The organism is Advenella incenata, assembly GCF_004217095.1.
In the GTDB taxonomy this organism is placed as follows: Bacteria; Pseudomonadota; Gammaproteobacteria; order Burkholderiales; family Burkholderiaceae_B; genus Advenella; species Advenella incenata.
Genome location: NZ_SHKO01000002.1, coordinates 665277 through 690993, shown reverse-complemented (window position 1 = coordinate 690993; position 25717 = coordinate 665277). Strand labels below are relative to the sequence as shown.

At 55.3% G+C, this 25717-nt stretch carries 23 protein-coding genes; 8 read left to right on the top strand and 15 right to left on the bottom strand.

What is annotated here, in order from left to right:
- Positions 1-45 precede the first annotated feature (45 nt).
- The 8 genes from EV681_RS14405 to EV681_RS14370 all read right to left on the bottom strand — a co-directional run bounded on the left by EV681_RS14405 (position 46) and on the right by EV681_RS14370 (position 8094).
- Positions 46-1038 (bottom strand): Bug family tripartite tricarboxylate transporter substrate binding protein, encoded by a 993-nt coding sequence (locus EV681_RS14405; RefSeq protein WP_128392819.1) that lies wholly within the window; start codon positions 1036-1038, stop codon positions 46-48.
- 83 nt (positions 1039-1121) lie between these two features.
- Positions 1122-2294, bottom strand: coding sequence for an alpha-hydroxy acid oxidase (locus tag EV681_RS14400; protein ID WP_130304359.1), 1173 nt, complete (start codon positions 2292-2294; stop codon positions 1122-1124).
- 257 nt (positions 2295-2551) lie between these two features.
- Positions 2552-3448: a LysR substrate-binding domain-containing protein gene (locus EV681_RS14395; RefSeq protein ID WP_130304358.1), complete on the bottom strand. Its 897-nt coding sequence runs from the start codon at positions 3446-3448 to the stop codon at positions 2552-2554.
- 208 nt (positions 3449-3656) lie between these two features.
- Positions 3657-4040, bottom strand: coding sequence for a carboxymuconolactone decarboxylase family protein (locus tag EV681_RS14390; RefSeq protein ID WP_128392822.1), 384 nt, complete (start codon positions 4038-4040; stop codon positions 3657-3659).
- On the bottom strand, positions 3988-4443 hold the full coding sequence (locus EV681_RS14385) for a MerR family transcriptional regulator (RefSeq protein ID WP_128392823.1): 456 nt from the start codon (positions 4441-4443) through the stop codon (positions 3988-3990). The genes EV681_RS14390 and EV681_RS14385 overlap by 53 nt, the downstream gene beginning before the upstream one ends.
- 108 nt (positions 4444-4551) lie before the next feature.
- Positions 4552-5403: an NADPH-dependent oxidoreductase gene (locus tag EV681_RS14380; protein WP_130304357.1), complete on the bottom strand. Its 852-nt coding sequence runs from the start codon at positions 5401-5403 to the stop codon at positions 4552-4554.
- A gap of 230 nt (positions 5404-5633) precedes the next feature.
- Entirely contained in the window at positions 5634-6407 is a 774-nt protein-coding gene (locus EV681_RS14375) for a citryl-CoA lyase (RefSeq protein ID WP_130304356.1), read from the bottom strand.
- Between the two features lie 91 nt (positions 6408-6498).
- Complete coding sequence (locus EV681_RS14370; RefSeq protein ID WP_130304355.1) at positions 6499-8094, bottom strand: class I adenylate-forming enzyme family protein; 1596 nt, start codon at positions 8092-8094, stop codon at positions 6499-6501.
- Between the two features lie 138 nt (positions 8095-8232).
- Between EV681_RS14370 and EV681_RS14365 the strand changes: the two genes are divergently transcribed.
- On the top strand, positions 8233-9213 hold the full coding sequence (locus tag EV681_RS14365) for a tripartite tricarboxylate transporter substrate binding protein (protein WP_165393062.1): 981 nt from the start codon (positions 8233-8235) through the stop codon (positions 9211-9213).
- 59 nt (positions 9214-9272) lie between these two features.
- Here EV681_RS14365 and EV681_RS14360 read toward each other — a convergent pair whose 3' ends face one another.
- Positions 9273-12128 carry an autotransporter serine protease gene (locus EV681_RS14360; protein WP_128392826.1) on the bottom strand — a complete coding sequence of 952 codons (2856 nt, stop codon included), beginning with the start codon at positions 12126-12128 and terminating at the stop codon, positions 9273-9275.
- A 403-nt stretch (positions 12129-12531) separates the two neighbouring features.
- On the opposite strand from EV681_RS14360, the gene EV681_RS14355 reads away from it, so the two are divergent.
- The 7 genes from EV681_RS14355 (at position 12532) to EV681_RS14325 (ending at position 19261) form a co-directional block, all read left to right on the top strand.
- Complete coding sequence (locus tag EV681_RS14355; protein WP_128392827.1) at positions 12532-14085, top strand: hypothetical protein; 1554 nt, start codon at positions 12532-12534, stop codon at positions 14083-14085.
- Between the two features lie 3 nt (positions 14086-14088).
- On the top strand, positions 14089-14517 hold the full coding sequence (locus EV681_RS14350; protein ID WP_130304353.1) for a hypothetical protein: 429 nt from the start codon (positions 14089-14091) through the stop codon (positions 14515-14517).
- Positions 14514-15503: a Bug family tripartite tricarboxylate transporter substrate binding protein gene (locus tag EV681_RS14345; protein ID WP_242612265.1), complete on the top strand. Its 990-nt coding sequence runs from the start codon at positions 14514-14516 to the stop codon at positions 15501-15503. Before EV681_RS14350 ends, EV681_RS14345 begins: the two co-directional genes overlap by 4 nt.
- A gap of 99 nt (positions 15504-15602) precedes the next feature.
- Entirely contained in the window at positions 15603-16295 is a 693-nt protein-coding gene (locus tag EV681_RS14340; RefSeq protein WP_130304352.1) for a GntR family transcriptional regulator, read from the top strand.
- 127 nt (positions 16296-16422) lie between these two features.
- On the top strand, positions 16423-16677 hold the full coding sequence (locus tag EV681_RS14335; RefSeq protein WP_128392830.1) for a type II toxin-antitoxin system Phd/YefM family antitoxin: 255 nt from the start codon (positions 16423-16425) through the stop codon (positions 16675-16677).
- Entirely contained in the window at positions 16674-17099 is a 426-nt protein-coding gene (locus EV681_RS14330; protein WP_207227090.1) for a type II toxin-antitoxin system VapC family toxin, read from the top strand. The genes EV681_RS14335 and EV681_RS14330 overlap by 4 nt, the downstream gene beginning before the upstream one ends.
- A 182-nt stretch (positions 17100-17281) precedes the next feature.
- Complete coding sequence (locus EV681_RS14325) at positions 17282-19261, top strand: metallophosphoesterase family protein (RefSeq protein ID WP_207227074.1); 1980 nt, start codon at positions 17282-17284, stop codon at positions 19259-19261.
- 137 nt (positions 19262-19398) lie between these two features.
- Here EV681_RS14325 and EV681_RS14320 read toward each other — a convergent pair whose 3' ends face one another.
- The 6 genes from EV681_RS14320 to EV681_RS14295 are packed head-to-tail and all read right to left on the bottom strand — an operon-like array spanning position 19399 to position 25653.
- Positions 19399-20346 carry a serine hydrolase family protein gene (locus tag EV681_RS14320; RefSeq protein ID WP_130304349.1) on the bottom strand — a complete coding sequence of 316 codons (948 nt, stop codon included), beginning with the start codon at positions 20344-20346 and terminating at the stop codon, positions 19399-19401.
- A 10-nt stretch (positions 20347-20356) separates the two neighbouring features.
- Positions 20357-21355: an ABC transporter ATP-binding protein gene (locus EV681_RS14315; protein WP_130304348.1), complete on the bottom strand. Its 999-nt coding sequence runs from the start codon at positions 21353-21355 to the stop codon at positions 20357-20359.
- Positions 21349-22341, bottom strand: a complete 993-nt coding sequence (locus EV681_RS14310; protein ID WP_130304347.1) for an ABC transporter ATP-binding protein — start codon at positions 22339-22341, stop codon at positions 21349-21351. Before EV681_RS14310 ends, EV681_RS14315 begins: the two co-directional genes overlap by 7 nt.
- Positions 22338-23177 carry an ABC transporter permease gene (locus tag EV681_RS14305; protein ID WP_130304346.1) on the bottom strand — a complete coding sequence of 280 codons (840 nt, stop codon included), beginning with the start codon at positions 23175-23177 and terminating at the stop codon, positions 22338-22340. The genes EV681_RS14310 and EV681_RS14305 overlap by 4 nt, the downstream gene beginning before the upstream one ends.
- A complete protein-coding gene (locus EV681_RS14300; protein WP_128392837.1) occupies positions 23174-24112 on the bottom strand; it encodes an ABC transporter permease in 939 nt (312 codons plus the stop codon). Before EV681_RS14300 ends, EV681_RS14305 begins: the two co-directional genes overlap by 4 nt.
- Before the next feature lie 32 nt (positions 24113-24144).
- Complete coding sequence (locus tag EV681_RS14295) at positions 24145-25653, bottom strand: ABC transporter substrate-binding protein (RefSeq protein ID WP_128392838.1); 1509 nt, start codon at positions 25651-25653, stop codon at positions 24145-24147.
- Between the last annotated feature and the right edge of the window lie 64 nt (positions 25654-25717).

The following is a 25717-nucleotide window of genomic DNA, read 5'->3' as shown; positions in this document are numbered from 1 at the left end:
TCGGCTCTTCTGGAATATCTCAGCGAAACCGCCAGCCCAATCCCTTTAGTCTATTTTCAGGTTTGTCGCCTTGACGACCTCGCCCCATTTGCTCACTTCGCTCTCGACAAATGCCCTGAACGAAGCCGTTGTGTTGGGCGCTGTAGGCATCAAAAAGCCATTCGCGCTGTAATTTTTAATCAATGCCGGGTCAGCAAGCGCCTTATTGAGCGCCACATTCACTTTCTCGATAATCGCAGGTGGCGTTTCTGCCGGTGCGAACACACCGAACCAGGCAGCCACGTCAAAGCCCTCGACTCCAGACTCGGCGATCGTAGGAATGTCAGGAGCAAATGGCACGCGCTCGGCTGTCGTGACCGCCAGTCCCGTCAATTTGCCTGAGCGGACATGGGGCAGTAAAGGCGGCAGATTATCAAAAATGGAAGACACCTGCCCGCCCAGCAGATCGGCTACTGCAGGGCCACTTCCACGATAGGGTACATGCAGAATGGAAATGCCTGACTTGATTTTGAACAATTCGCAACCAAGATGAGCAGAGGAGCCGTTACCCGGCGAGGCACACGTCAGCGCATCGGGGTTCTTTTTCGCATATTCAATATACTCTTTTACTGTCTTGACCGGCACCTTGGGATTGACGGCCATGATATTGGGCACAATATTGAGCAGTCCGACCGCTGCAAAATCCTTCAATGGGTCATACCCCAGCTTGGAATACAGGGAGGCATTAATTGCAGTTGAAATTGACCCAACCAGCAGCGTATAGCCGTCAGCCTTGGACTTTGCAACATACTCGGCCCCAATATTACTGTTTGCACCGGGCTTGTTTTCCACGATGAACGGCTGACCCAGTTCTTTGGAAAGCATATCGGCCATTAATCGCGCGCTGATATCCGTCGTGCCACCTGGCGCGTAGCCGACAACCAGCTTGACAGGTTTGGTCGGATAATTAGTCGCAGCGTCCGCCGCATAGGACAATGGCGCGGCCAACAGTCCCAATATGGCAGCCAGGTGCGTGAGTTGGTGTTGTAATTTCTTCATGGTTCCATCCAATAAAGTATCATCGCCCGACAGCGCCGGGGCCGTATTATTTTCGTGCTCTATTTAGCGTTTGATCACAATCGTTATAGCCGTGGGGCATCGATCTTCTGCAGGCAATCGGATGTCAGCTCTGGCAGACGGCTGCAGCCTAGCAAAGCCATATTGGTATCAATTTCAGAAAGAAAAATATCGACCACTTTACGAATGCCTGTTGTACCAGCCACGGCTGCTCCGTATAACTGTGGCCTGCCCGTAAATACCATACTGGCGCCCAGCGCAACTGCCTTAAGTACGTCGGCACCACGTCTGAATCCACCATCGATCATGACCGGCATCGTGCCTGAAACAGCATCGACAATATCAGGCAACGCCTGCAACGGTGAGATAGATCCGTCCAATTGCCTTCCGCCGTGGTTCGATACAATCAGCCCGTCAACACCTGCCGCTACTGCCGCCCGGGCATCTTCCGGATGCATCACGCCTTTGAGCACCAGCTTGCCATCCCAGTTTTCCCGTATCCAGCGTATGTGCTCCCAGGACAGCTTATCGCGGCCGCCACGAAATCCGTTAGGCGGATCTTCCGTAATGGGCGGGCCAATTTCCTCGTAAAGATTGGAGAATCTGGGAACACCGCTTTTGATCAGCGTTCGCATGAAAACATTCACACTCCATTGCGGATGCAATATCCCGTCCAGGATCAGTCTGGGACTTATCTTGAAGGGCACGGTAAAATCCAGTCGCTTGATGTTCTCGCGATTGCCGGCAACGCAGGTGTCGACGGTCACAACTAGCACCGGAATTTGTGCCCGCTTCAACCGTGTCAGCAGTTTGTCGATACGCGGAGTATCACCAGGAAGATATGCCTGATACCAGCACCGATTCCCGGTGGCCTGTTGCAATTGTTCCAGCGGCACGTTCGACGCTCCGCTGATCACAAACGGAATCCGGGCCTGCATTGCCACTGTGGCAAGCGCCAGATCACATTCATGCATCACGATAGCGGAAAAGCCTGTAGGAGCAAATCCCACGGGCATTGCATAGGTATGCCCGAAAATGGATATCTCGCTCGAACGCTGCTCGACCGGCTGCAGGCCTCGATGCCTGAACCCGATGCGCTTCATGACAGACAGACTCTCGGATAAAGAGGCTTCATCCTCGGTGCCGCCACACACGTAACCCGCCACGCAACGAGGCAAACGTTTCCTGGCTTTCTTTTCAAAGTCGGATATGGAATAGTAGCGATCAACGTTCTTCATATGCTTCTCTGCTGTTATGACTTCTGAAATCTCACTCACACGGTATGCAGGACACCGGGATTACAAAGGTGAGAATATCCGGAACAGCAGGTGCAAACCCTTTGGGTGCTTTGACCGCGCTGACCGGGTGCCGTTTCCCCGGGTCAACCCGGAAGGCAAGCAACAAAGACAGCCATTAAAGCACGTTCGATAGTGTCAGCCAAATGAAAAAATATGACCCCATCATTCCTTTTTTTCATGAACCCGTGCGCTTGCACTTACAGGCCACTGGCGACCTCTGATTGGACAAATGCCACAAAGGCTTTGATTTTCGGCACTTCTGCAGAGTGCTCCGAATAGGCAACAAAGTACGATCCATCACTGGGCTGTTCATAATGCCAGGGAATAATCAATTTGCCATCACGCAATTCTTCGTCAACCAGCAAGCGCGGTACCATGGCAATGCCGCAACCGGCCTGCGCTGCCCTCATGCACATATAGAACGTGTCGAATCTGGGGCCGTTATAGCTACTGTTTGTATGAAAATTCTGATGAAAAAACCAATCGTGCCATGCCTCCGGACGCGACGCGCATTGAATCAGACTCATATCTGCCAGACTGGCCAGTTCGCCGATACCTTCTTGCGGCATCAGATCAGGATGGCACACCGGTACCATCCCCGCTTCGAACATCTCCTTGCATTCCGCCCCGGGCAATGTTCCCCGTCCGTAAAAAAAAGCGATATCAATATTGGCCTGCACGAGATCAAATGGCTTGAGCTCGCTTTGTACCTTGATATGAATACTCGGATTTTCTTTCATGAACCGATTCAGGCGTGGTATGAGCCAGCGCGCGCCGAACGTCGGCTGCGTACCGATCGTCAGAACCTCGGTTTCGCTGCCATAAGAGAGGATATAGCGTGAGGACATATCAATTCGTGTCAGTATTTCTTTGACTTCAGACTGATACAGCAGTCCGGCAGGCGTCAACTGTAAGCGCTGTCTGACGCGGCGAAACAATGGGTGTTTCAGGATTGATTCGAGCTGTGCGATCTGCTTGCTGACCGCACTTTGCGTCAAGTGCATTTCTTCGGCGGCACGCGTAAAGCTCATATGTCGCGCTACCGCTTCAAAACACTGTAAAGCAGTGATGGAAGGCGTCAAACGTTTTTGCATAAGTCAATCATTCGCGTTTTTAGATTTCATTGTTCGCGCACTGCCGAAAATGGATGAGGTAAGGAACGGACCATTATATCCAGAGTACGGCGCCAGCCCCTTATATGTTCAGTTGCTGAAGCGGCAGGCATGCCAGATTCATTAAGCCTGACATTCACGCAGTTCTTGCCCAAGCCCATGGCAAGGGCAGTATGAACCACTATCGGCTTCATTGCTCGGCTTCCTGTGCAAACACTTCCTTTGCGACTGCCAGTCCATTGAGCGCTGCAGGAAATCCGGCGTAGACTGCCATCTGCATAATGGTTTCGACAATTTCCGTCCTTGTCACGCCCACATTGAGTGCGGCCTGAATATGCACCTTGAGCTGAGGCGCTGCATTGCCCAGCGCGGTAAGCGCGGCCACGACCGCAATCTCCCGGCTTTTGAGGTCCAGACCAGGCCGGCTATAAATATCCCCGAAGGGGAATTCGATCAGATATCGCGCAAAGTCCGGGGCAATCCCATCGAGACTTTCCAGGACGTGCTCACCGGCCTTCCCATCAATCTCCCGCAGCTTTGCGAGACCTCGTTCGTAGCGGCTTTCGTTCTTCATTACCATGTCCTTCATCAGAGGGTGAATCCGGCGCCGAGGGATGCTCAAGTGAGCGGTAATAGTCGATTTTTGCCTGCAAAGCATCTGCCGATTGGCGCAATGCCTCGATTTCCGAAAGAACGTCTGTCAAGTGTTCTTCCAGCATCTGGCGACGATCCGATACCGTAGAGTCCCCAACGCCACGCAGTCTTGCGAACGTCTGCATCTTGCCGATTGGCATATTCGTCGTCCGCAACCGTAGCAGAAATTCAATCCAGGCCATGTCCGATGCCGCATAGCGCCGTTGCCCGCCCGTTGTTCGGGCGATTGAAGCAATCAGGCCGATGCGCTCGTAGTAGCGCAAGGTGTAGGCCGTCAGGCCCGTGCGCTTGGCGACTTCGTCGATGGTCAGATAGGATTCCATGGCGTAATGGTAGAAGTTAGAGTGCGCTCTAAGTCAAGCACTTTTTATTTGCAGGAACTGGAGTGCAAGAGCCCGCAGCGCACCCGCCTGCCGGCCCTCAGGATACCCTTATCGCAGCTTGAACCCCAGATTATTCAGCGCCTCAACCAGCCGATGGCGGCCGGTCAGCGCTTCCGGTCCGCGGATCCGGTTCAGAGAATGCAGATCCCACGGCCCGTTGTTCTTCATGCCCTGCGCCTTATAGAACTCATCCATGGTCGCGTTATAACTTTGCGCCGACGCCTCCAGGGCAGAGGCATCGTATTGCTCTTTGTGCAGTACCGCCGCCTGAGGAAGGCGTGGTTTGACCGACGCTGGTTTAAGCGGATCCGGATAGCCAATGCACATACCGAAAGTCGCGAATGCATACTCGGGCAAACCAAGCTCTTTGGCCACTTGCTCGGGATGATTGCGCATCCCACCGATATAGACCACGCCCAACCCCATTGATTCGGCAGCAACCGCCGCATTCTGCGCCGCCAGCGCCGAATCGATGGCGGCAACAAGGAACGCCTCCATATACGTCAGGCCATCATGCGCCACGCCGCGCTTGACGCCTAGCATCTTCAGGCGCGACAGGTCGGCCACCCAGACCAGAAATAGCGGGCAGCGTCGTATGTGCTCCTGGTTGCCGGCCAGTTGCGCCAACCGGTCCTTGCGTGCGGCATCCTGAACTGCGACCACGCTCCAGGTCTGCAAATTGGACGAGGTGGAGGCTGACTGCGCAGCCGCAACCAGCAACTCCAGGGTGCCTGGCTTGAGCGCCTCGTCCGTATAGGCGCGCACCGAACGATGGTTAAACAGCGTCTCTATGGTTGCATTGACTTCGTCTGGAATGAATGCAGCCTGCTGATAACGTGCCTGCACAAGATCTTGTGCAGCGCCGGGGGCCGATGCATGAATTGAAGAATCTTTACTCATAGTTTGAATACAACTCCAAATAGGGATGACTGGCTACACCACGCTCACCGTGGCGCTCATCATCAATATCGATATTGACATAATGATAAACGCATCATCATTATTAAAGTGATAACGCCTTGGTCTTTAGATATTCGAGTATCTGTCCGGCGCCGGTTTGTGACCGGCTGTAGCACCCGACGCGCGGCTACAGCAATAGCAGCCATCATCACTATCTACCCGGCCAGCATTCAGCGATGATGCGCGGTGGCCTGCTCCTCCACCATGGCTTTGATTTCCCGCGCCATGGGATCACGCAGCTCTTCCAGGACATGTGCCACCAACCCAATTGCGCGAGCCATCACGCCAATTCCCCGAACAATATTCCACGGAATCTGCAGTTCACTGGCCACAGCGGCAATCGCCCCTGTCGCATTCACGGGCAGGCTCTTGCCCAGTTGCCTGCCGGCTTCATCGGCCACCGCCTTCATTAACGCGACATACGGCCCCGAAAAACCATTTTCTTGGGCTATGTCGAATAAGCGCGGTGCACGCGGATCCACAGGTTTATGAATGTGATGGCCGATCCCGGGAATGGTTCTGCCATTACTGCGCTCCTGCTCAACAATCTGCCTGGCAAGCGCAGCAATATCTACCTCTGCGGCCGGATCCGGCAACGCGGTTTGCAGCAATCGCGCCGCATTCTCCATACTGCCAACAAACACACTGCCAAGTCCATTCAAGCCGGCAGCCACTGCGGCCTGCATGGCCTCAGGTGCACCGCAAATGGTCATGCGGGTCACGATTGCACTAGGCGTCATGCCATGCTCCACCAAAATGACAGCCAGCGCATTGAATACCCGGGACTCCCGTTCGTCGGGCAGGCGATCGGTCAATTCCAGAAAGGCCATATCGCCCAGCGAGACCTTGCCCATGATGTCCCGGCAAAGGTCCAGGCCCTTGATGGTGATCGTATCTTCGGTACTCCAACTGATATCGGTTCTAAGCTGTTTGCGTTTAGCCATGTGTCATTGTCCTTTGCGCTGATAGATTAGGGGGCGCAGCATGCGCCAGTCCAGTTGCACTTAACCGGCAAGCAAGCTGCCAGCGAGGTTTTCATCCTTGCAAATCCACCGCCCTGGCGCGTATTTGCGCATCGTTACGCAACACTGCCTTGGCGATTTTGTGAGTGGGAGTAAGCGGCAAGGTTTCAAGTAAAACAACATAACGCGGCACCTTGATAGCGGCAAGCCGGTCCGCGCACCAAGCAGCCACCTCAGATTCGCTTAGCGCCAGGCCCGGCTTGGCAACCACGGCCACAAAGATATCGTCCTCGCCCATTTCAGAAGGCACCGCCAACGCAGCGACCTGAAAGACGTTCGGATGTTCGCCAATCACCATTTCAAGTTCGGCTGCAGCGATGTTCTCACCGCGCCGTCTGATAATGTCTTTCTTGCGGGAGATGTGAAAATAAAAGCCTTCGGCATCACGCCGCACCAAATCGCCTGTCTTGAGCCAGCCGTCATGAAAGGCCAGCTCGGTCTGCTCGGGATCGCGAAAATATCCTTGCATGACAATGGGCGATTTCACCCACAACTCACCAGCCTGGTCCGTGCCGACATCACAACCGTCATCATCAACCACCCGGCATACGGCCCACGGCCTGTCCGGATCCGGATGGGCGCCGATCACCCCCATGCTGCCGGCTTTATCCGGCCCATCGTAGGGATTGCAGGTTACCCCCGGGATTTCAGTCATCCCAAAACCCGAGAACAAATGATCGATGCCAAATTCGCGTCGGAATACTTCGGCCGCCTTCTTGCGCACGCCATACACAACCCGCAAACGATGGTCCGGGCGATATTCAGACCGGTCGCGCGCGCACAGGATCGTGCCAATCGCTTCGATAATATTGACGATGGTCGCGCCTTGATCGGCTGCCGTATTCCAAAAGTGCGTAGCCGAAAACCGCGGTTCGATGATCATACTGGCGCCTGCAGCCAGCACGCCGCACATGGAATAAAACAAGGCATTGACATGGAAAAAGGGAAGAATAATCATCACCCGATCATCCGGCTGCATATGCAAACGCGCCACATTCGCTTCTCCTGCCAGCAATAAATTATGCTGGCTGTGCATCACACCTTTCGGATATCCGGTAGTGCCCGAGGTATAGATAATGACGCAGGTGTCGGTGGCTCTCCCCTCGTCCGAAAGAGGAAGATCTGGCGCATTATCAATAGCCTGTTCGACAGAGGCGGCGTTGCCGGCCGGACTTTGCCCCCACAGCAATGTCCATGGCTTTTGCACCATCGCCTGCGTGGCCTGCTCAATCGATTGCAGAAGTTCGGCCTGAGCGATAATGCCTTTGACGTCGGCATGGTTAAAGGCATAGGTTAATTCGCGCGTACTGTAATCCGGATTCATCGGCACCATGACCGCGCCCAGACGAGCCAGGGCAAATAGCGCCAGCAGATGAGTCATGTCATTGCGCCCCACGACGGCAACCCGATCGCCCCGGCCAACGCCTCGCGCCTTCAACGCACGTGCCAGCCTGTCATAGCGCGCCCCGAATTGCCCCCAGGTAAGCGATGCGCCCGACTGGATAATAAAGACATCGTCTGTCCGGTGCTGGCAGCGACTGGAAAACGCGTCATTAAGCGTCCCGTTGTGAGGGCGATAGCTGCGCAAAACGTCAATCGGACTTTTCATGAAACTACCCCTCAGCATGGGAGAATACCCGCAGTTTACTTTAAATACACATTAGTGCACAATAGTATACTGTTGGATCCTTTAAGTTTGATCACTCTACAAGAAATGACAATTCCAATCCATTCAATGGAGAGAGACATGATGAAACATCTGATCAAAGCTGCACTGTTGGCAAGCGCTCTGGCCGCCGCCCCAAGTTATGCGGCCAGCGCAGGCGACTACCCCAATAAGCCAATACGTATTATCGTTCCGTTTGCTGCCGGCGGCGGTGGCGACTTTATCGTGCGCGCGTGGGCTGATAAATTCTCCGCCATGGTCAAGCAACCGGTTATTGTCGACAATCGCGGTGGCGGCAATACCGTGATCGGAACCGAAGCCGTCGCCAAAGCAGCCCCTGACGGCTATACCCTGCTCATCGTTAGCCCAAGCTTTGCGACCAACCCCACCCTGTTGCCCACTCTGCCCTACAAAACCCCAGAAGATTTTACGCCGGTAGGATTGGTCATTACCTATGCCATGGGACTGGCTGCGCGCTCAACCCTGCAAGCCGACAATATTCAAGCCCTTCTTGCCAACGCCAAAACGAGCCCCAAACAATTGACGATTGCGACATCGGGAGCGGGCTCGGCGAGCGACCTGGCTGCAGAGCTCTTTCGTGAAGCCACACAATTGAATTTGCTGAAAGTGCCCTATCGTGGGGCCGGGCCGGCCTTGCTGGATGTAGCAAGCGGGCATGTAGACATGACGTTTACCGGTTTGTCGCAAATCAAGGCGCAACTGGATGACAAACGAGTCAAGCTGCTGGGTACCTCGGGACGAGCGCGACTACACTCTGCTCCCGACACACCGACCATTGCGGAGCAGGGACTGGACAACTTCGAGGCCCTGGTGTGGTGGGGTATCCTGGCACCCGCAGGCACGCCGCCAGATATTGTTCTGAAAGTAAACCGCGCGCTCAAACAAAGCCTCGCCGATCCGGAAGTGACCAGGCGACTGGCCGTTATCGACGGCGAAGTCAAAGTCTCTTCGCCCCAAGCGTTTTCAGAGCTGATCAAAACCGAGATCGCCCGCTGGCGAGCGATATTGAAGCCCGACGCCAAAAACACAGCAAAACGCTGATCACATTGGCAGACATAAGCACGCTGGCCGTCGCCACCGCCGCGTCCCTGATCCGGCATTCAGAATCGCCAGCTTAATCCGCCCCGAATGCCCTGGTTCACTGAACGCCGCGCGATCTGTCCCGTGTAACTCACATTGATACTCAGATTCGACGCAGTCTGCAGGGTCAGCCCCACATCCAGTACCAGCGCGTCCCGGGCCAGCGGCACGCCTTCGATCGTAAACGGGTTGCCGCCCTCAAAAGAAAAACGTGTCTGGGGAGAGACACGACCAAAGGCGTGCTGCCAGCCAACTGTGGCGCGCGCGATCAACTGGCTTGTGTTGGTGTTGCCCAAAACGGCTTCGCCGCGCATGCCAAGCGTGCTGAAAGTGTTGCCCTGGCTACCACTGCGCGCAACCAGACCTGCCGCCCCGCCCTCGCTAAAGCCATCAGTATGCAAGCGTACATAAGCCAGTTGCGCGAAGGGCTCGATCGTGGCGCCATTAATATCGAAACGGTAGCTTGTTTCCCCAAACAGCTGTGCCGTGCGGGCGCGATAATCACTTGTGGCGGTTCGTGCGAACAACGGGATCGCTCGCTTAGTATCAATTTTATGCCAGGTGTGTGCCGCGCCCAGGCGCAGTGCTGCCGCGCCTTGCTCAGTGCCAGCATACGCAGCCAGCGTGTAGCTGTCGACCGATGCCGATGAACTACGCTCGTCAACACGCAGCGAACTGGATCCATACCCGCCCATCAGACCGGCCCGCCAGGTGTCGCCCAGCTTGCCGTCGGCACCCACGAAGAAACCGCTACTGGAGCGATTTAAGCGCGCCGTGCCGCCAGAAGACGATAGATGTCCCCAGGCGCCAAACGCCTGCGCCCAGGCAGCAGACGAGGCGGTAACGGGCACGCCGTCTGTCGATGGAGCAGCCCCGGCAACCGATGCCGCCTGAACGACACTGAACGCCGCGCGCAAACGGTTGCTTATGGCATCACGCGCGTAACGACTATCATCAATCAGGGAAGAAGCTACGCTTGCATGCATTTCGCCCGACAAGCTGTCAAACGTGTTGCGGGCAGCGCCTGCGTCCATCAGAATAACTCGATCGTAAAGACCCGTGCCATTGCTGTCGCTGATCACATCTGTCATGACCGCTGCAGGCCCGGCAGCCGGCAGGCCCAGGCTTTCAATGCCCGCGCCCACGGCCCGCTGGTTGCCTGTTGCCCCCACATCGGCAAAGGCAGTCGCGTTGCGGTTGATATCCAGATAGATATGTTTCGGATCATACGCAAGGGACAGATCCAGAAATGCGTAGCGCTCACTCAGTGCATCGTACCGGCCCGAAACGCCGGTCGCGGCCGATACGATCGTGTGACGTTGGTCGCCACGATACCGGCCAGGCGCCAGCTCAACCGTTACCGCGCCACCTTCAATTTGCGCCGTACCGGTAATATCAAGGCGGCTGGTGCCTTCGGGCGCCCAGGCTTGCACAAACAGAGACCCGTTTTTGCGCTGTATATAATCGCCTTCGATCGTCAAGGCACCACCGTCCTGGGGGCTGCCGGCTGCAACCATACCCCGGTTATCCACCGTGCCGATGATAGTGCCATTGCCCGCGAGCATGCCCTCGGTATTGACCACTGTATCGGACGCAATGCTTCCATCAATAGCAAGTACACCACCATTGACTTGTGTAGCTCCGCGATAGTTGCTGTTGCCCTCAAGAACCAGCACACCGTTGCCCGACTTGACCAACCCGCCGGCGCCCGTGATATCGTTTGACCAGGTGCTGCTGCCCTGGGAAATAGCCGCACTGAAATCGCCCCAATCGAACTTGCCGGGGCCTCGCACAGCTGCCCCGACATCAAGCAGACCATAGCCAAAAATCTCGTCCACGCCCTCGTCGCCCACATCTTTAGCCGTCCCCAGCAATACCTGTCGCACCTGGGCCATGCTCATGTAGGGAAATCGCTGCGCGACCAGCGCTGCGGCGCCGGCAACATGCGGAGCCGCCAACGAAGTGCCCCATTGCCTGCTATACCCACCACCAGGATACGCAACCATAATATCGTCACGGTCATCGATCCATACCCATTGCCCGCTATCATCCGGAGCCCAACCGTCACTTCCACCCGGCGCGGACAGACACCAGGCCATGGCAACGCCGCAACGATTCGACCATTCGGGCATGTGGCCTGGTGCCAGCGCGGCGACGGCCAGCCAGCCGGATGCCAGCTCCGGGAGATAATAAGGCAAGCCAGCTGGGTAGGCGGGATCCATGCCACCGTCATTGCCAGCGCCAAAGATCATCAGGGCACCGCCGTCAACTGCACGGCGCGCTGCAGCCACCAGATTCGGCTGGGTCTCGATCCAAAATTTTGCCGGCTCATCAACAATCGTCCTGCCAGCATTGCCCCAACTGTTATTGATGATACGCACGCCTTGCTCCCGCAGGCCGTCCCAGGCAGCGCCGATCTGGCCATCAAATACGCTATTGCTCGCGTCGTTGTGGCCGAGCATGATAGCGCTGTAGATTGTCGCTGCCGGCGCGACGCCGTGCATGCCCACACCGTCGCGGTTGGCCGCCACGACTGAAGCCACCATCGTACCGTGACCACCATAGTCGACCAGGTTGGAAGAGTGACCGACATAATCGTATCCGCCACCAATACGGCCGGCAAATTCGGAGTGATTCACATCGATTCCGGAATCGACCACACCCACTTTAACGCCGCTGCCATCCAGCCCCAGTGCATAAGCATCTGCAGCACCAATGAAATCCAGACCCCACTGGGCCTGATATTCGCTGGTACGCCACATTTGCGGATCGCCCAAGCGATTTGCCATCTGTGCATGAACCGTGCCGGCCAGCATGTCGGCGGTGACGGCCAATAAAAACAATGTATGCAATCTGCCAGTTCTTGCCATAGTCATCCAAAAGGTCTGCTGTACGGACCGCTGCGAAGCCTCGCATTGGTAATGGGTGGCCCAGCTTCCTGTCGGACACCGGCGCAATGTTACTTAAAAATTCTAAACGTTACGCAATCATACATGAACAGTGTTGGTTTGGCGCGGCAAAATTTGCATCGAAAACGGTTGCTAACCTCCGGGAGCAAACCGCTTTGGGTGCGCATATTCTCACCGGCATTCGATAGTCGCTTTTTGTTTTGTCGTGGCTTGCACAGGCTTTTTGCCTTGGCCTACTCGCGCTGAAAAAGTCATGTCTGAAAATACCTATATATCTTATTAATGACATAATGCATGCATATTATTTATTTAATAATTAATAAGTTATAAAATGCATGCAATTATTCATAACTATGATTCAGGAGACAGCATGGACACAGCATCGAATAGACAGCAAGGCGTTCCCCGTTATGACAGTCCTCCATTAAAAGGCAAACGTCCGCCGCGTTGCCCACCGTTTGTAGAGATCAGTCACGAAGACCAGTTGCTGCCTTATCTGGAGCACGTCGCACAGCGTCCCTATAACCACGGGTTGAATGCCTGCTGGGATCTGAAAGAAGGCGAACGGGTCTTACTCAGAGTGGACAATTGGCATAGTGAATTGACCATCAAGGCATGCGAGAAGATATTGCAAAAGTACAAGGTGAAATACGACATCAAGTACATTGACCGCGGACCGATCCGGCAGTGGGTTGGTGCCGATGAGGTTGAATACTACCTGTTTCGCACCAAGGAACTGGCTGAATGGATGGACATGTGGGAGGAAGAAGAGAAACGGCAAATTTACGACAAGATCCTGATGGGTTATGGCGGACCCGTACTGGCCGAGCGTCTGGTAAAAATCCAGCGCATGCCTTTTATTACACCTGAAATTCTGGCCTCACCAGCTCATGCGATGCCGATAGAAGTTATTAATGCCATCGACAAATGGACCTGGGATCGGGTCCGGAGCGCCAGGCGAGTCAGGATTACCGATCCCGAAGGAACCGATATTTCCTTCACCAACCACGATGAATACTGGGATGAGAAGCGAGAGTTCTATGCGCCGGACTTGGTAACCAAAACCTGGAGGGGAAATGAACACTTCGGCAAGACCTATTTACCGGGGCATATCACAGGCCGTCCCTGGATGTTCCACCCCACCAAGGAGGATGCATGCGGCGTCATTGCCGGAACAACCAATCACATAGCGCCCTGCGACTGGACCCAGTTAATCGTAGAGAATTCCAAAATCGTGCAGATCAATGAAGGCGGCGAGTTCGGGAACCGATTGCGTGACGTCATGGAAAAAACCAAGGATATCCAGTATCCGGGTTTCCCTGACAAGGGCATTATGCACTGGTGGGAAGCGTCCATCGGCACCAATCCCCACATTCACCGACCCCGTAAGGACTTCCCTTCGGGATTTGTGAACTGCCTTTATGAAAGAGTGCGTTCGGGCGTGATCCATATGGGGTTTGGCACCATCATTTCATCCATGGCAGAGCGTGAAGCAGCCAGAGCCGGACATTTGGTCGGACACTGGCACCTTCACCTCTATTTCCCGAACTACACGACCGAGCGCTCGGGCGACAATGAAAATGTTATTGAAAACGGGCGTCTGCAGGCCCTGGATGATCCTGCCATACGCAAGCTGTGCTCAAAGTATGGCGACCCGGACCTCTGGCTGGACGAAAGCTGGAACCCCGCCGTGCCAGGCATCAACATGCAGGGTGATTATTGGGATCACTATGCAAGGGACCCGCTGCATTGGGTCAAAACTGAACTGGAAGTATGCCGTAACTATCATCCCATGTTCATGACGATGGTCGGCGCAGACGGCAAGTATTGTTCTGGTGAAGGCGCCGACTGGTGGAAAGGCGGGTGCTGTAATCACAGCGGCGTCTCCGCCAGCCCTCTTAAGGGCAATTGCTGCGGCGACTGAACCATGAGCGCGCTTGGTGCCGGCGTATGGTTGCTCGGGTGCTGGCTTGTTGCCGGCATGGATGCGCGCAATATCAATGCCACGCTGTGGCTTGCACAATGCACGCAAGCGGATCTGCTCAGTAAGTTTACGTCTGTCTATTCCCTGGCGCATGGCCTGGCCTTTCCTTGTTCGTTCTTGCTGATGATGCTCATGTCGGCCTGGCACATAGGAAAGCGGCCACAACGCGGACCGCGAACAGGCGCGGTTATTAGCACGGGACTGATGTGGTTAAGCATGTATCCGGTTTGCCTGATCAGTGAGCCCATCGCCCTGATGATGCCTGGTACGGCTGGTGTACAAATCTATGCGTTTTTGATGTTGGCCGTGGGCAGTGCAACGATGCAGTTATTCAACGATAAAAATTTACTCCTTAAGCGAGGACACAGATGAGACAAACAAAAGCAACAATGCTGGCTGTGGGCATCACAGCAATGATGGCCGGATCCGCCGCCTTTGGCGCCCAGACGGATACAAACTGGCCGGACCGCCCTATTACCCTTATCGTCCCCTTCGCGGCAGGAGGAGGAGGAGATACATTGGCCAGACTGGTTGCAGACCCGCTTGCAAAAACAGTCGGGCAAAGTATTGTGGTAGAAAACCATCCCGGCGCTGGGGGCAATATCGGCAGTGCTGCAGCTGCGCGCGCCAAGGCTGAAGGATATACATTCCTGTATGGCACCAACGGCACCCAGGCGATCAACCATGCCCTGTATAAATCGGTAGGCTATAAGCCAGAGCAATTGAAAGCAGTGGGGCGCTTTTCAACAATCGAACTTACCCTGGTCGTTGCACAGGATAATGCAAAGGGAATCGGCACCATTGCCGATATGCTGAAGTATCGCACTGCGACGGACAAGCCCTTGACCTGTGGGTCCGCTGGAAATGGAACATCATCACATTTGGCTTGCGAAATGTTCAGAAAGCAAACGGGCATGCCTGTCACTCACGTACCCTACAAAGGCAACGCGGCTGCCGTAACCGATATTATTGGCGGCCGGATTGATTTCATTATCGATGTCACGCCCAATGTTATTTCACAGATCAAAGCGGGAAGACTCAAAGCGCTCGCGGTCACGAGCAAGACCCCCAGCCCATCATTGCCCGGGGTACCCACTTTGGACGCCTCGGGGCTGAAAGGATTTGAATTTTATGCCTGGGATGGATTATACGCACCGGCTGACACGCCACCGGAGGTCATTAATAAAATGAACGCGGCTATTGATCAAACACTCAAGCTTAAGGAAACCGATCAGCGCCTGCGTGGCCGGGGCGCAGTCCCCTCTCCCATGACGCCGGAGCAGTTTCAGACATTCACTGAACAGGAAAAGCAGCGATTGGGCGCCATTGTCCGGGATATCGGCGCGACCGTGGATTGAATCAGCCATGCCAGACATAACGGCGTCGGCGTTTCTGGCTATAATCTGGACTTACGTGGGCCGATTCCGCATGGCTGGCGCCGCCCTTATTTCATTTGCATGTCCACACTAATAAAAACCGTCACAGAAGAATTACGCAGGCGAATCCTCAAAGGATCATTGCCAGCGGGTTCACGCATCAAGGAAATCGAGTTTTCTGCTGAACTCAATGTTTCCCGTACGCCCTTGCGTCTTGCCCTGGGCGAACTGGAACGCCTGGGTTATGTTGAAAAATCTGGCCGCCAGGGGTTTCGGGTGCGCGAGATCAACATGGATGAAGTGGCCGAAGCACTGGAGCTGCGAGGTGTGCTGGAAGGCTACGCGGCGCGGCGGATCGCTGAAACGGTAATCTCTGATAAAGACAGTGCCTGGCTGCGCATGCTTGTGGACAAGGGCCGCGAGCTGATATGCTCGTGGACACGGGAAACGCGCCAGCTGTTTGTCGAGTCCTGGGCAGACAATAACAAGCAATTTCATGATGCCCTGATCACAGTGGCACGCAATACCCATCTTGCCGAATCAATGCAGACGGTATCGCGAACCGTCTTTGCACGCGCCAGCAATCTGGGGTCAATTGGCGACTATCCGGAGATAGAACTGGAGTTTTTTACTCGTGCTCAGGAAGATCACGAAGCGATCTTTGAGGCCATCATTCAACGGGAAGGAACGCGCGCCGAAGCGCTGTGCCGTGAACATGCGCGGCGAAGCATCGAAAATAAGAAAAAACTCAGTCGGCTTTCCGATTGCCGTTGATTCTGCCGGCGTAGCAATCAATGACCACTGCCATGGATTGGCCAATTCGGCTATAACCGCTAGATTTGCACAGGAATTGCGCATGTAGTAACATATCTACAATGTTCACATTCAAATAGGTGCCACGATGACCTTTACCAGCATGACCAGTCGCGAGTTCAACCAAGGGGCGAGTGAAGCAAAACGCGCCGCAAACAATGGGCCGGTATTTATTACAGACCGAGGCCGCCCGGCTCATGTGCTAATGAGCATCGAATTGTATCGACGCATTACCGGAAGCCAAAGAAAGATTGCCGATTTGCTGGCTATGCCGGGCATTGCTGACGGTGATTTTGAAACACCACGTTCGCCAGACCTGGCAAAATCTGCGGATTTTTCCTGATGTTCCTGCTTGATACCAATGTGATCTCAGAATTGCGAAAAGTTCGCCTGGGTCGCGCCGACAAAAATGTAGCGCAGTGGGCAGACAGCGTGGATGCCATCGACCTTTACTTGTCTGCGATCACCATACAGGAACTGGAACTGGGCGTGTTACTGGTCGAGCGTCGCGAACCGACACAAGGCGCTATTTTCCGCACATGGCTGGAGAACCATGTTTTGCCTGCTTTCTCCGGACGCATTCTACCTGTGGACATCGCAGTCGCTCAGCGTTGTGCACTGCTTCATGTACCAGATCCAAGACCAGCCATGGACAGCCTGATCGCGGCAACAGCACTTGTTCATGGCCTGACCTTAGTGACACGAAATGTGGCGGATTTTCAATCCTCTGGCGTGGTGATGCTCAATCCATGGGAAGCCCGGTAATCAACAGCAAAGGTAGGGAAATATTTCCCGAACTGCCCGTCAGCATCAACCTGTTTCATTCGAATACCATAAGCCATATGTGATGCACACGGCCCTGCACAAGCTTTAACCACAGCTGACACGCCTGTTATACTAATCTGGTCATTCTCATCTTAGATTCGTAATAGATCGCCCTGCTTCGATTGACCCAAACATCCAAGTCCAACATCCTTCCGCCCGTACTCGCCGGCCCGATCCTGCGCCGCCTGGAACCCAGCCGCCTCGTGCTTTGGCTGGTCGGCAGCGTACCGCTTAATTTTACGCTGCTGCTCGCCCCAGTCGGCGAATCGCCCAGGCGAGTGACGCTTGATGCGACAAGCTGTCGCGTCATTCCCTTTGGCCGTCATGCCTTTTTGCATCTGATCGATGTCGCCCTGTCCGAGCAGCTACCGCAGGACACGGTCATTGCCTATGATCTGGTCGCGACCCTGGCCAACGGGGTTGAAGCGAACATTGCACAATGGGCGCCGCATCTGCTGCATGAAGGCGCCACTCAACCTACCCTGGTGCTGCGCAGTCGTGCCGACGACATTCTCTTTGGCTCATGTCGCAAGCCGCATCACCCAGCGCGCGATGGGCTGGCGCGAGCCGACGAGCTGTTGGCCGGGCACATCGGGCAGACCGACACACGACCGGCCATGCTCATGTTATGTGGCGACCAGATTTATGCTGATGACGTGGCCGGCCCCATGCTGGCGGCCATCCACGCACTGATTGATCGCCTGGGCCTGTACGGCGAATATCTTGAGGGCGCCGTTGTAGCCGACAGCGAAGCGCTGTACGCTCACCCGGCAGGCTATTACCGCCGCGAAGACCTGCTGCCCGCATTCAAATCGAACGAGGCGCTGCGTGAACGCTTCTTTGGCGGCGTGGAAAAACCGATTTTTACGACTACCAGCGCACACAACCACCTGGTGACCCTGGCCGAAGTCATGGCCATGTATCTGCTGGTCTGGTCGCCTGTACCGTGGCAACTCGTGCCCGAGCCACCCATGCCCGCGCTTGATGTCGAACACGCACGCCAATGGCGAAGCGAGATCGGTATACTGCAGGGCTTCCGTCGCGACCTGCCCAAGGCTTCCCGCTTGCTCGCGCATGTGCAGACCCTGATGATCTTTGATGATCACGACATCACCGATGACTGGAATTTGTCGGCCAAGTGGGCCACCACCGCCTATGAACATCCATTCTCGCGACGCATCGTCGGCAACGCGCTGGTGGCCTACATGCTATGCCAGGGCTGGGGTAATCGTCCCGATGCGTTCGACGCGGTGCTGGATGACATGAGCGCCCTTGCCGCCACACCAGACGCCACAGGTCACCTGAACGCCGCCGCGCAGGATGCGCTGATCACCCGCCTGCTTTCATTCAATCAATGGGACTATGTGCTACGCACACACCCGACCGTGATCGTTCTTGATACGCGTACACGCCGCTGGCACAGCAGGAGATTGCCCAGCCGCCCGTCCGGACTGATGGACTGGGAGTCTTTGACCGACTTGCAGCATGAATTGCTTGATGAAACGGCCGCCGTGATCGTCTCACCCACGCCCATGTTTGGTGTCAAGCTGATTGAAGTGGTGCAACGCCTATGCACCTTCGCCGGCCACGCGCTAACGGTTGACGCAGAAAACTGGATGACCCATCGCGGTTCAGCCAGTGTCATGCTGAGCATCTTCCGCCATTCGCGCACACCGGGCAATTACGTTATCCTGTCGGGCGATGTGCACTATTCCTTTGCGTACGATGTGCAGGTCCGCGACCGTGATCGCACACCGCACATCTGGCAGATCACCAGCAGCGGCATCAAGAATGAATTTCCACGACGGCTGCTGGACTGGCTGGATCGCCTTAACCGCTGGCTTTATTCACCACGCTCGCCACTGAACTGGTTTACGCAACGGCGACATCTGCAAATACAGCCGCGCCTGCCGGATCAACGCCGCAGCGGCGAACGCTTATGGAACAGCGCGGGCATTGGCCAAATAATGCTCGACGCGCAGGGTCGACCCGCACGCATTCTGCAACACAACTCCGACGGCCGCCCTTCCACCGAGTTTCTTGCGCCAGAACAGCCCATATCCACTGCAACGGTTGCAGAACAACCAGGCGCGGGGGAGTAGTTCAAGCGAATGCGTTGGCCGGGCAGATTGCCATTACCGCAAGTCAATGTTCCGGCCGCGCTGTCTTGATTGCGCGGCGCTTGCGGGCCTTGCGCCCTACAGTATCAGCGGTGCCAGCGCCCGCGTGCCGCTCAGACTCAGTACTGCGCCAGGATATTGAATAACGCCTGGCCGATCTGCGGCAGAAAGGTGATGTCTTCAGACACTGCCTTGCCATGGGAAAAAACCACAATCGTAATGGCACCATACGCCTTGCATTGGTCCTGCGGTAGCAGAAAATGCGCACTGTCGTGCCTGTTGTAGCTGGACAGCGCATCGCCGGTCCAGCCATTCCACCCTGCCTTGGAATAGTATTCCAGGTTTTGCGGCAGATGCTCTCCCAGGAATCCGTTTACCTGCGAATGCGGCAGAACCTTGAAGTCTGGCGCCAAAGAGCGCTTCAGATACCTTGCCGCCCCCTGGCTCATCGCAGCATCCAGGAATGTCCCGCTGCAGATTTCACTGAGCAGGCGCGCCACAAAATCACTGCTAAGGCAGTTGTGATTATTTTTGCCGTCCAAAGTGACAAACAGTCTTTCCCGCCCGTAGCGATCATCATCCATGAGTTTCTGGCAAACATTAATGCCCTCCGCCTCCGGCCAGCCCAGACCACCAAAGAATCGGTTCACGCCCTGGCGCTGTTCAAACCATTGCTTCATTTCTGCCTCGGGCAACAGCGTATCGCCGGTGGTACCCGATAGCATGTCAATGACATAATTGGTCGCGTTATTGCTTGACCACAAAATCATGTCTGTGATGGCGCGGTCCAATTCATCATGCGGCATCATCTTCCCATCGCGCAAAGCCGCCTGCGCGGCCGCCAGATAGGCTACCTTGACAACACTGGCCGGATAAAACTGCTGCTGGCCTTGCCAGGAAAACCCTTCAAGGCTGCCGGCATTGCCACCTGTGTTTGCTCTCGGAAACAAATGCAAGCTAATGCTCGAATCGGCCAGGTCATGACCCAGCGGTGCAAATATCTGCCGCACAGACGACAGCAGGCGCTGCCCGATTTGGCTCGATTGTTCTGTTTGTTGGTAATACATAGAAAATTTCCTAGATTTCTGCCAATCGTATGCATCTGGCGCGTTGCGTACCAGAAACGGGTATCAGGTCTGGCTGGCTTTGCCTGCAGCGTTCGGTCACGTAAGGACAACGGCTCGAAAACGCGCAGCCTGCAATGATTTCGTGTGGATCGGGCAGTTCGCCTTCCAGAATCGCAGATGGATTCTTGATCGAGGGGTCGGCAATCGGAATGGCAGAAAGCAATGCCCGCGTATAGGGATGCCGGGGCCGGGAAAAGATATCATCCTTGGTACCCTCCTCTACAATTTCGCCCAGGTACATCACCAGGACACGATCGCTCACGCGCTTGACCACGTTCAGGTCATGTGCGACGAACAGAAACGCGACCCGCAGCTTTTGCCGGATCTCCTCGAACAGATTGATAATCTGCGCCTGCACCGACGCATCCAGCGCGGACACAGGTTCGTCCGCAATAATCAGTTGCGGGTTGACGGCCAGCGCCCGTGCAATGGATACGCGTTGGCGCTGACCACCACTTAAGGCATATGGAAACTTCTGTTTCAGTGACAGCGGCAAGCCGACAATACCAAGTAACCGGTCCACCTCAGTGGCCAGATCGCCCTTGCTGCGCGCTGCGCCATGCGTGGCCAGTGCCTCTTTGAGCAAGCGCCCGATGGTAAATCGCGGATTCAGCGACGAATACGGATCCTGGAACACCATCTGAATCCGGGTGCTTCGTTCGAATCGGGTAAACCGGTCCATTGATCTACCGTCTGACCAGGTTACCGTTCCACCCGAGGGACTTTGCAATCCGACGATGCATTTTCCCAGCGTGCTTTTGCCGCAACCGGATTCGCCCACCACACCAACGATCTCGCCTTCGTTCACGTGCAGCGACACGCCTTTGAGCGCGTGCAGAAAGCCCGCCTGTTTGCCACTGAGAAAATCGCTCAGGCCTCGTCGGCTGCCATAGCGCTTTTCCAGATTCTCCACGGTCAGCAGAGCCGGCGCATGTGATTCACTTACCACAACGCTTCCTCCTTGCGATGACAGGCACACGCATGTGCCGGAGTCAGTTGTTCACTCTCCGGGCTCTCGATACGACATCGTTCGATCGCAAACTTGCAGCGTGGATGAAAACGGCAACCAGCAGGATAGTTGCCCGCGGCGGGCGGCTCTCCGGCAATCGGCTCCAGCTTGTGCAGCGGATCGACATGCGCCGGCAATGCATTGAGCAGCGCCCGCGTGTAGGGATGGCGTGGATTGGCAAAGATTTCGGCCACGCTGCCGCTTTCTACAATTTTGCCGGCATACATGACTGCCATATCATCGCAATGCTGGGCAACGACACCCAGGTCGTGCGTGACCAGCAATACCGACATCCCCACGCGCTCGCGCAGCTCGTGCAGCAGACGCAAAACCTGGGCCTGAATGGTCACATCCAGCGCCGTGGTAGGCTCATCGGCAATCAGCAGCTCGGGCGCACAGGACAGCGCCATGGCAATCAGCACCCGCTGGCGCAGCCCGCCGCTCAATTCATGCGGCCAGGCATTGAACCGTCGCTCTGCAGAGGTAATGCCCACTTCGCGCAGCAGCCCCACCACTTTTTCCCGGACCTGGGCTGACGACAAGCCTGCATGATTGCGCCGTACAATTTCTGCCACCTGATCGCCAACCCGCATGGTCGGATTCAATGCGGTCATGGGGTCCTGGAAAATCATGGAAATCTTCCGACCGCGCACTTGCGTCAACTGCTGCTCGTCCATTGCAGCCAGGTCCTTGCCGTCAAACAGGATCCGCCCCTGTTCAATCACAAAGGGCGAGCCGCCGAACAAGCGAATAATCGAACGGCAGGTGGTACTTTTTCCGCATCCGGACTCGCCCACCAGGCCAAATACCCGGCCTTTTTTGACCTGGAACGTCACGCCTTCGATGGCCATCTGCGCGCGACCACGCTGACCAAAGCCCGCATGCAGATTCTCTACCTGAAGTACATGATCCGTTGCCACATTCATGATTTCACCCTGAGTTGATTATCAATCCCGTCACCCAGCAGGGAGAACGTCACGCCGATATAGATGATCATGATTCCCGGAAACACGGAGATCCACCACGCATCGAATATGTAATTGCGCCCTTCGGCGATCATAACCCCCAGCTCAGGCGTGGGTGGCTGTATGCCCAGGCCCAGAAACCCCAGGGAGGTCACCGCCAGAATGGTCAGGACGACGTCGGCCATCATGAACACAATGGCAGGTGTAATAACATTAGGCAGAATATGCAGAAATAGAATCCGCAAGTGGCTGTAGCCCATGACCCGTGCCGATTGAACGTATTCGGTCGTCTTGACCAGCAGCACTTCGCCGCGCACGATTCGCGCAAAGGAAATCCAGACCACCAGCGTAAAGGCCAGGTACATGTTCTGCGTGCTTGGGCCCAGCGAACCAACAATGGCAATGACCAGCACATAAAACGGAAACGCCCAGACAATATCGACGATGCGCATGATCAGCGTATCCAGCCACCCGCCAACATAGCCCGATATCAGGCCGATCAGCGAGCCGGTTACGAATGGAATCAGCACGCAGACCGCCACGATTTCCAGGTCGGTCTTAAGCGCTTCGATCGAGCGCCACAATACCTGCCGTCCCAGGTCGTCGGTGCCAAAGAGGTACTGCAGATTCGGCCCCTGAAGACTGCTGTCAAAATTGATCTCGGACGTATCTATCTGGAATACCGCCGGCACCACATAAGCCAACAGAATCAGGAGCATGAACAGGGCCAGGCCCGCCCACAATGAATAATTCTGCGCAAGCCGACCGCTGCGCCATCCGCTCAATATCGTATTCATGAAATTTCCACCCTGGGGTCGGCAACCACATAGGCCAGATCAGCCGCCAGGTTGATCAATACAACCAGCACAGCAAAGGTCACAGTCAGCCCCTGCACCATGGGATAATCACGCGCCGCAATGGACGAGACCATTAGTCCACCCAGGCCCGGCAGGGCAAACACGGCTTCAATCACCACCGTGCCCCCGATGACCCAACTGGTATGCACGCCCAGTACCGAGATTGTGGAGAGCAATGAGTTACGGAACACATGTCGCCGCAGAATCTGCATTCGAGTCATGCCCTTGGCATAGGCGGTATCAATATAATCGGCATTGAGCACCGCGATAATCGAGCTTCTCAGGGAACGCACGGTCAGGGCCGCAGTACTTAACGCGATGACCAGGGCCGGGAGAAACAACGAATGTAAGAGGCCGAAAAAGCCGCCATTGAGCCCGGACACCGGAAAGATCGGAATATAGACCGAAAACACCAGAACCAGCAGAATGCCCAGCCAGAACGCAGGCATCGACATAAAGCAGATAAACAGGAACTTGATCAGGTTATCGGTTGCCTGGTTCTTGCGCAATGCGGCCAGGAAAGCCAGCGGAATGGTCAACACGATTGCAATAACCGTACTGTAGGCAACAAGCGCCAGCGTCACCCACAGCCGATCAAAAATCAATGGCCCTACCGAGGTCCGGAAGGCAATCGACGTGCCGAAATCGCCCTTGAGGCAGTCCAGCAAAAACTGAAAGTACTGAACCACCAGTGGTTTATCCAGGCCCAGCTGATGCTGCAGTTTGGCGATATCCTCGGCCGTGCCCCGGCTTCCCAGCAACAGTGTTGCCGGATCCCCGGGCATGACCCGCAAAAGCAGAAAGGCCAGAATCGTGATGCCCAGCAATACCGGGATCAACTGCACCAACCGCAAGACAATAAAACGCAATATCACGAGCTACCCCTGTTGTATCCTGATTCTGGCGCTTACTTCACCCGGACTTCTTCAAGCCTGTAATTTGAGGTGGGCAGAACACGGAAGCCTTCGATATTGGAGCGATAGGCATAAGGGACACCCTGGTGATAAAGAAAGATAAACGGCGCTTCCTTGTTTACGATTGCTTCGATTTCCTTGAACATCCGTCCGCGTTCGGCGCCTTCAGGCGTTTTGCGTTCCTCTGCATACAAAGCGTTGACGCGTTCGCTTTTCCAGTTCGTATGCAAGGCATTGGCCCGCTCCGGGTTAACAGCAGTAAAGCCGATCAATTGGTCGGGGTCGATCGTATCGCTGGTCGTATAAGTCAGCGACATTTCATAATTGCCGGCTTTGGTCGTCGTAAACTGGGATCCGCTCTCGATTGTCTGTACCTGAATAGTCACGCCGATCTTGCTCAGGGCATTCTGAATGACCAGGCCGACCTGTCGTGAAGTCACGTCTCCAGACGGGATGAGCAGAGTCGCCTTGAAACCGTCCGCAAGTCCGGCCTCGGCAAGAAGCTGCTTGGCCTTGGCAGGATCAAAGGGATACGGCTTGATATCAGTATTGTGATGCGCCATGATCGGCAACGAGGAAGACGCCGGTTCGCCGTTGCCCTTTAAGACGCCCTGGATAATGGTTTGCTTGTTAATCGCATAGTTCAAAGCCTGTCGAACACGAATGTCATCAAAGGGCTTTTTGCTGGCATTCATCTGCACCAGATCGGTGCGAAACACTTTAGCCACGGCTGTCTTGATATTCGGATCATTCTTGAGCATGGCGACCTGGTTAAATGGAATGTCCATCGCCGCATCCAGCTCACTGGCCTTCAACTTCAGGATACGCGCATTGTCATCGCCGATGATTTCCAGCGTAGCCTGGTCCACAGCGGGCTTTCCTTCTTGCCAGTAGTTGGGGTTCTTGTCCAGTGAGACGCGCTGGCCCTTCTGCCAGGCTTTGAGCGAAAAGGGACCGCTGCCTATCGGTGCATTGAAAAATTCGTCGCCCTTTTGTTCCAGTAGCGCTGCCGGCAATATGGAGGCGGAGAACAAGGCCAGATTATTGAGCATCGGCGTAAAAGGCGCGTCCAGGCTAAGTTTTACCGTCCTGTCGTCTACCTTCTCATAGCCTGTAATAGGCTTGAAGAACCGGGCCCAGCCGGATTTTTCTCCCGCTGCCCGCTTCAGGGAAAAAATCACATCGTCAGCCGTTACCGGTTTGCCGTCGCTAAATTTCGCGTTTTCCCTCAGATGAAAGGTATAGGTTTTTCCATCCGGGCTAATCTCCCACTTGTCGGACAGCCCGGGTTCTATCTTGGTTCCATCCGCAGAGGGCTTGACCAATTGATCATAGATCAGCAACTGTGTCCAGATAGACGGGTTGTCGCTAGAAGCAATGGGATCGAGCGTGAGCAAATCCTTTGCGATGCCCAATCGGAACTGGCTGGCCGCGGCCTGAGCGACATTGAGCGCACAGGCAACAGCAATTCCGATTTTCAATAGTGAATGAAATCTGATCATAACGGCTCTCCGGGTGACACACTTTAAAAATGGCAAATGGGAAGATCCTGCTTTCCCGGGCTAT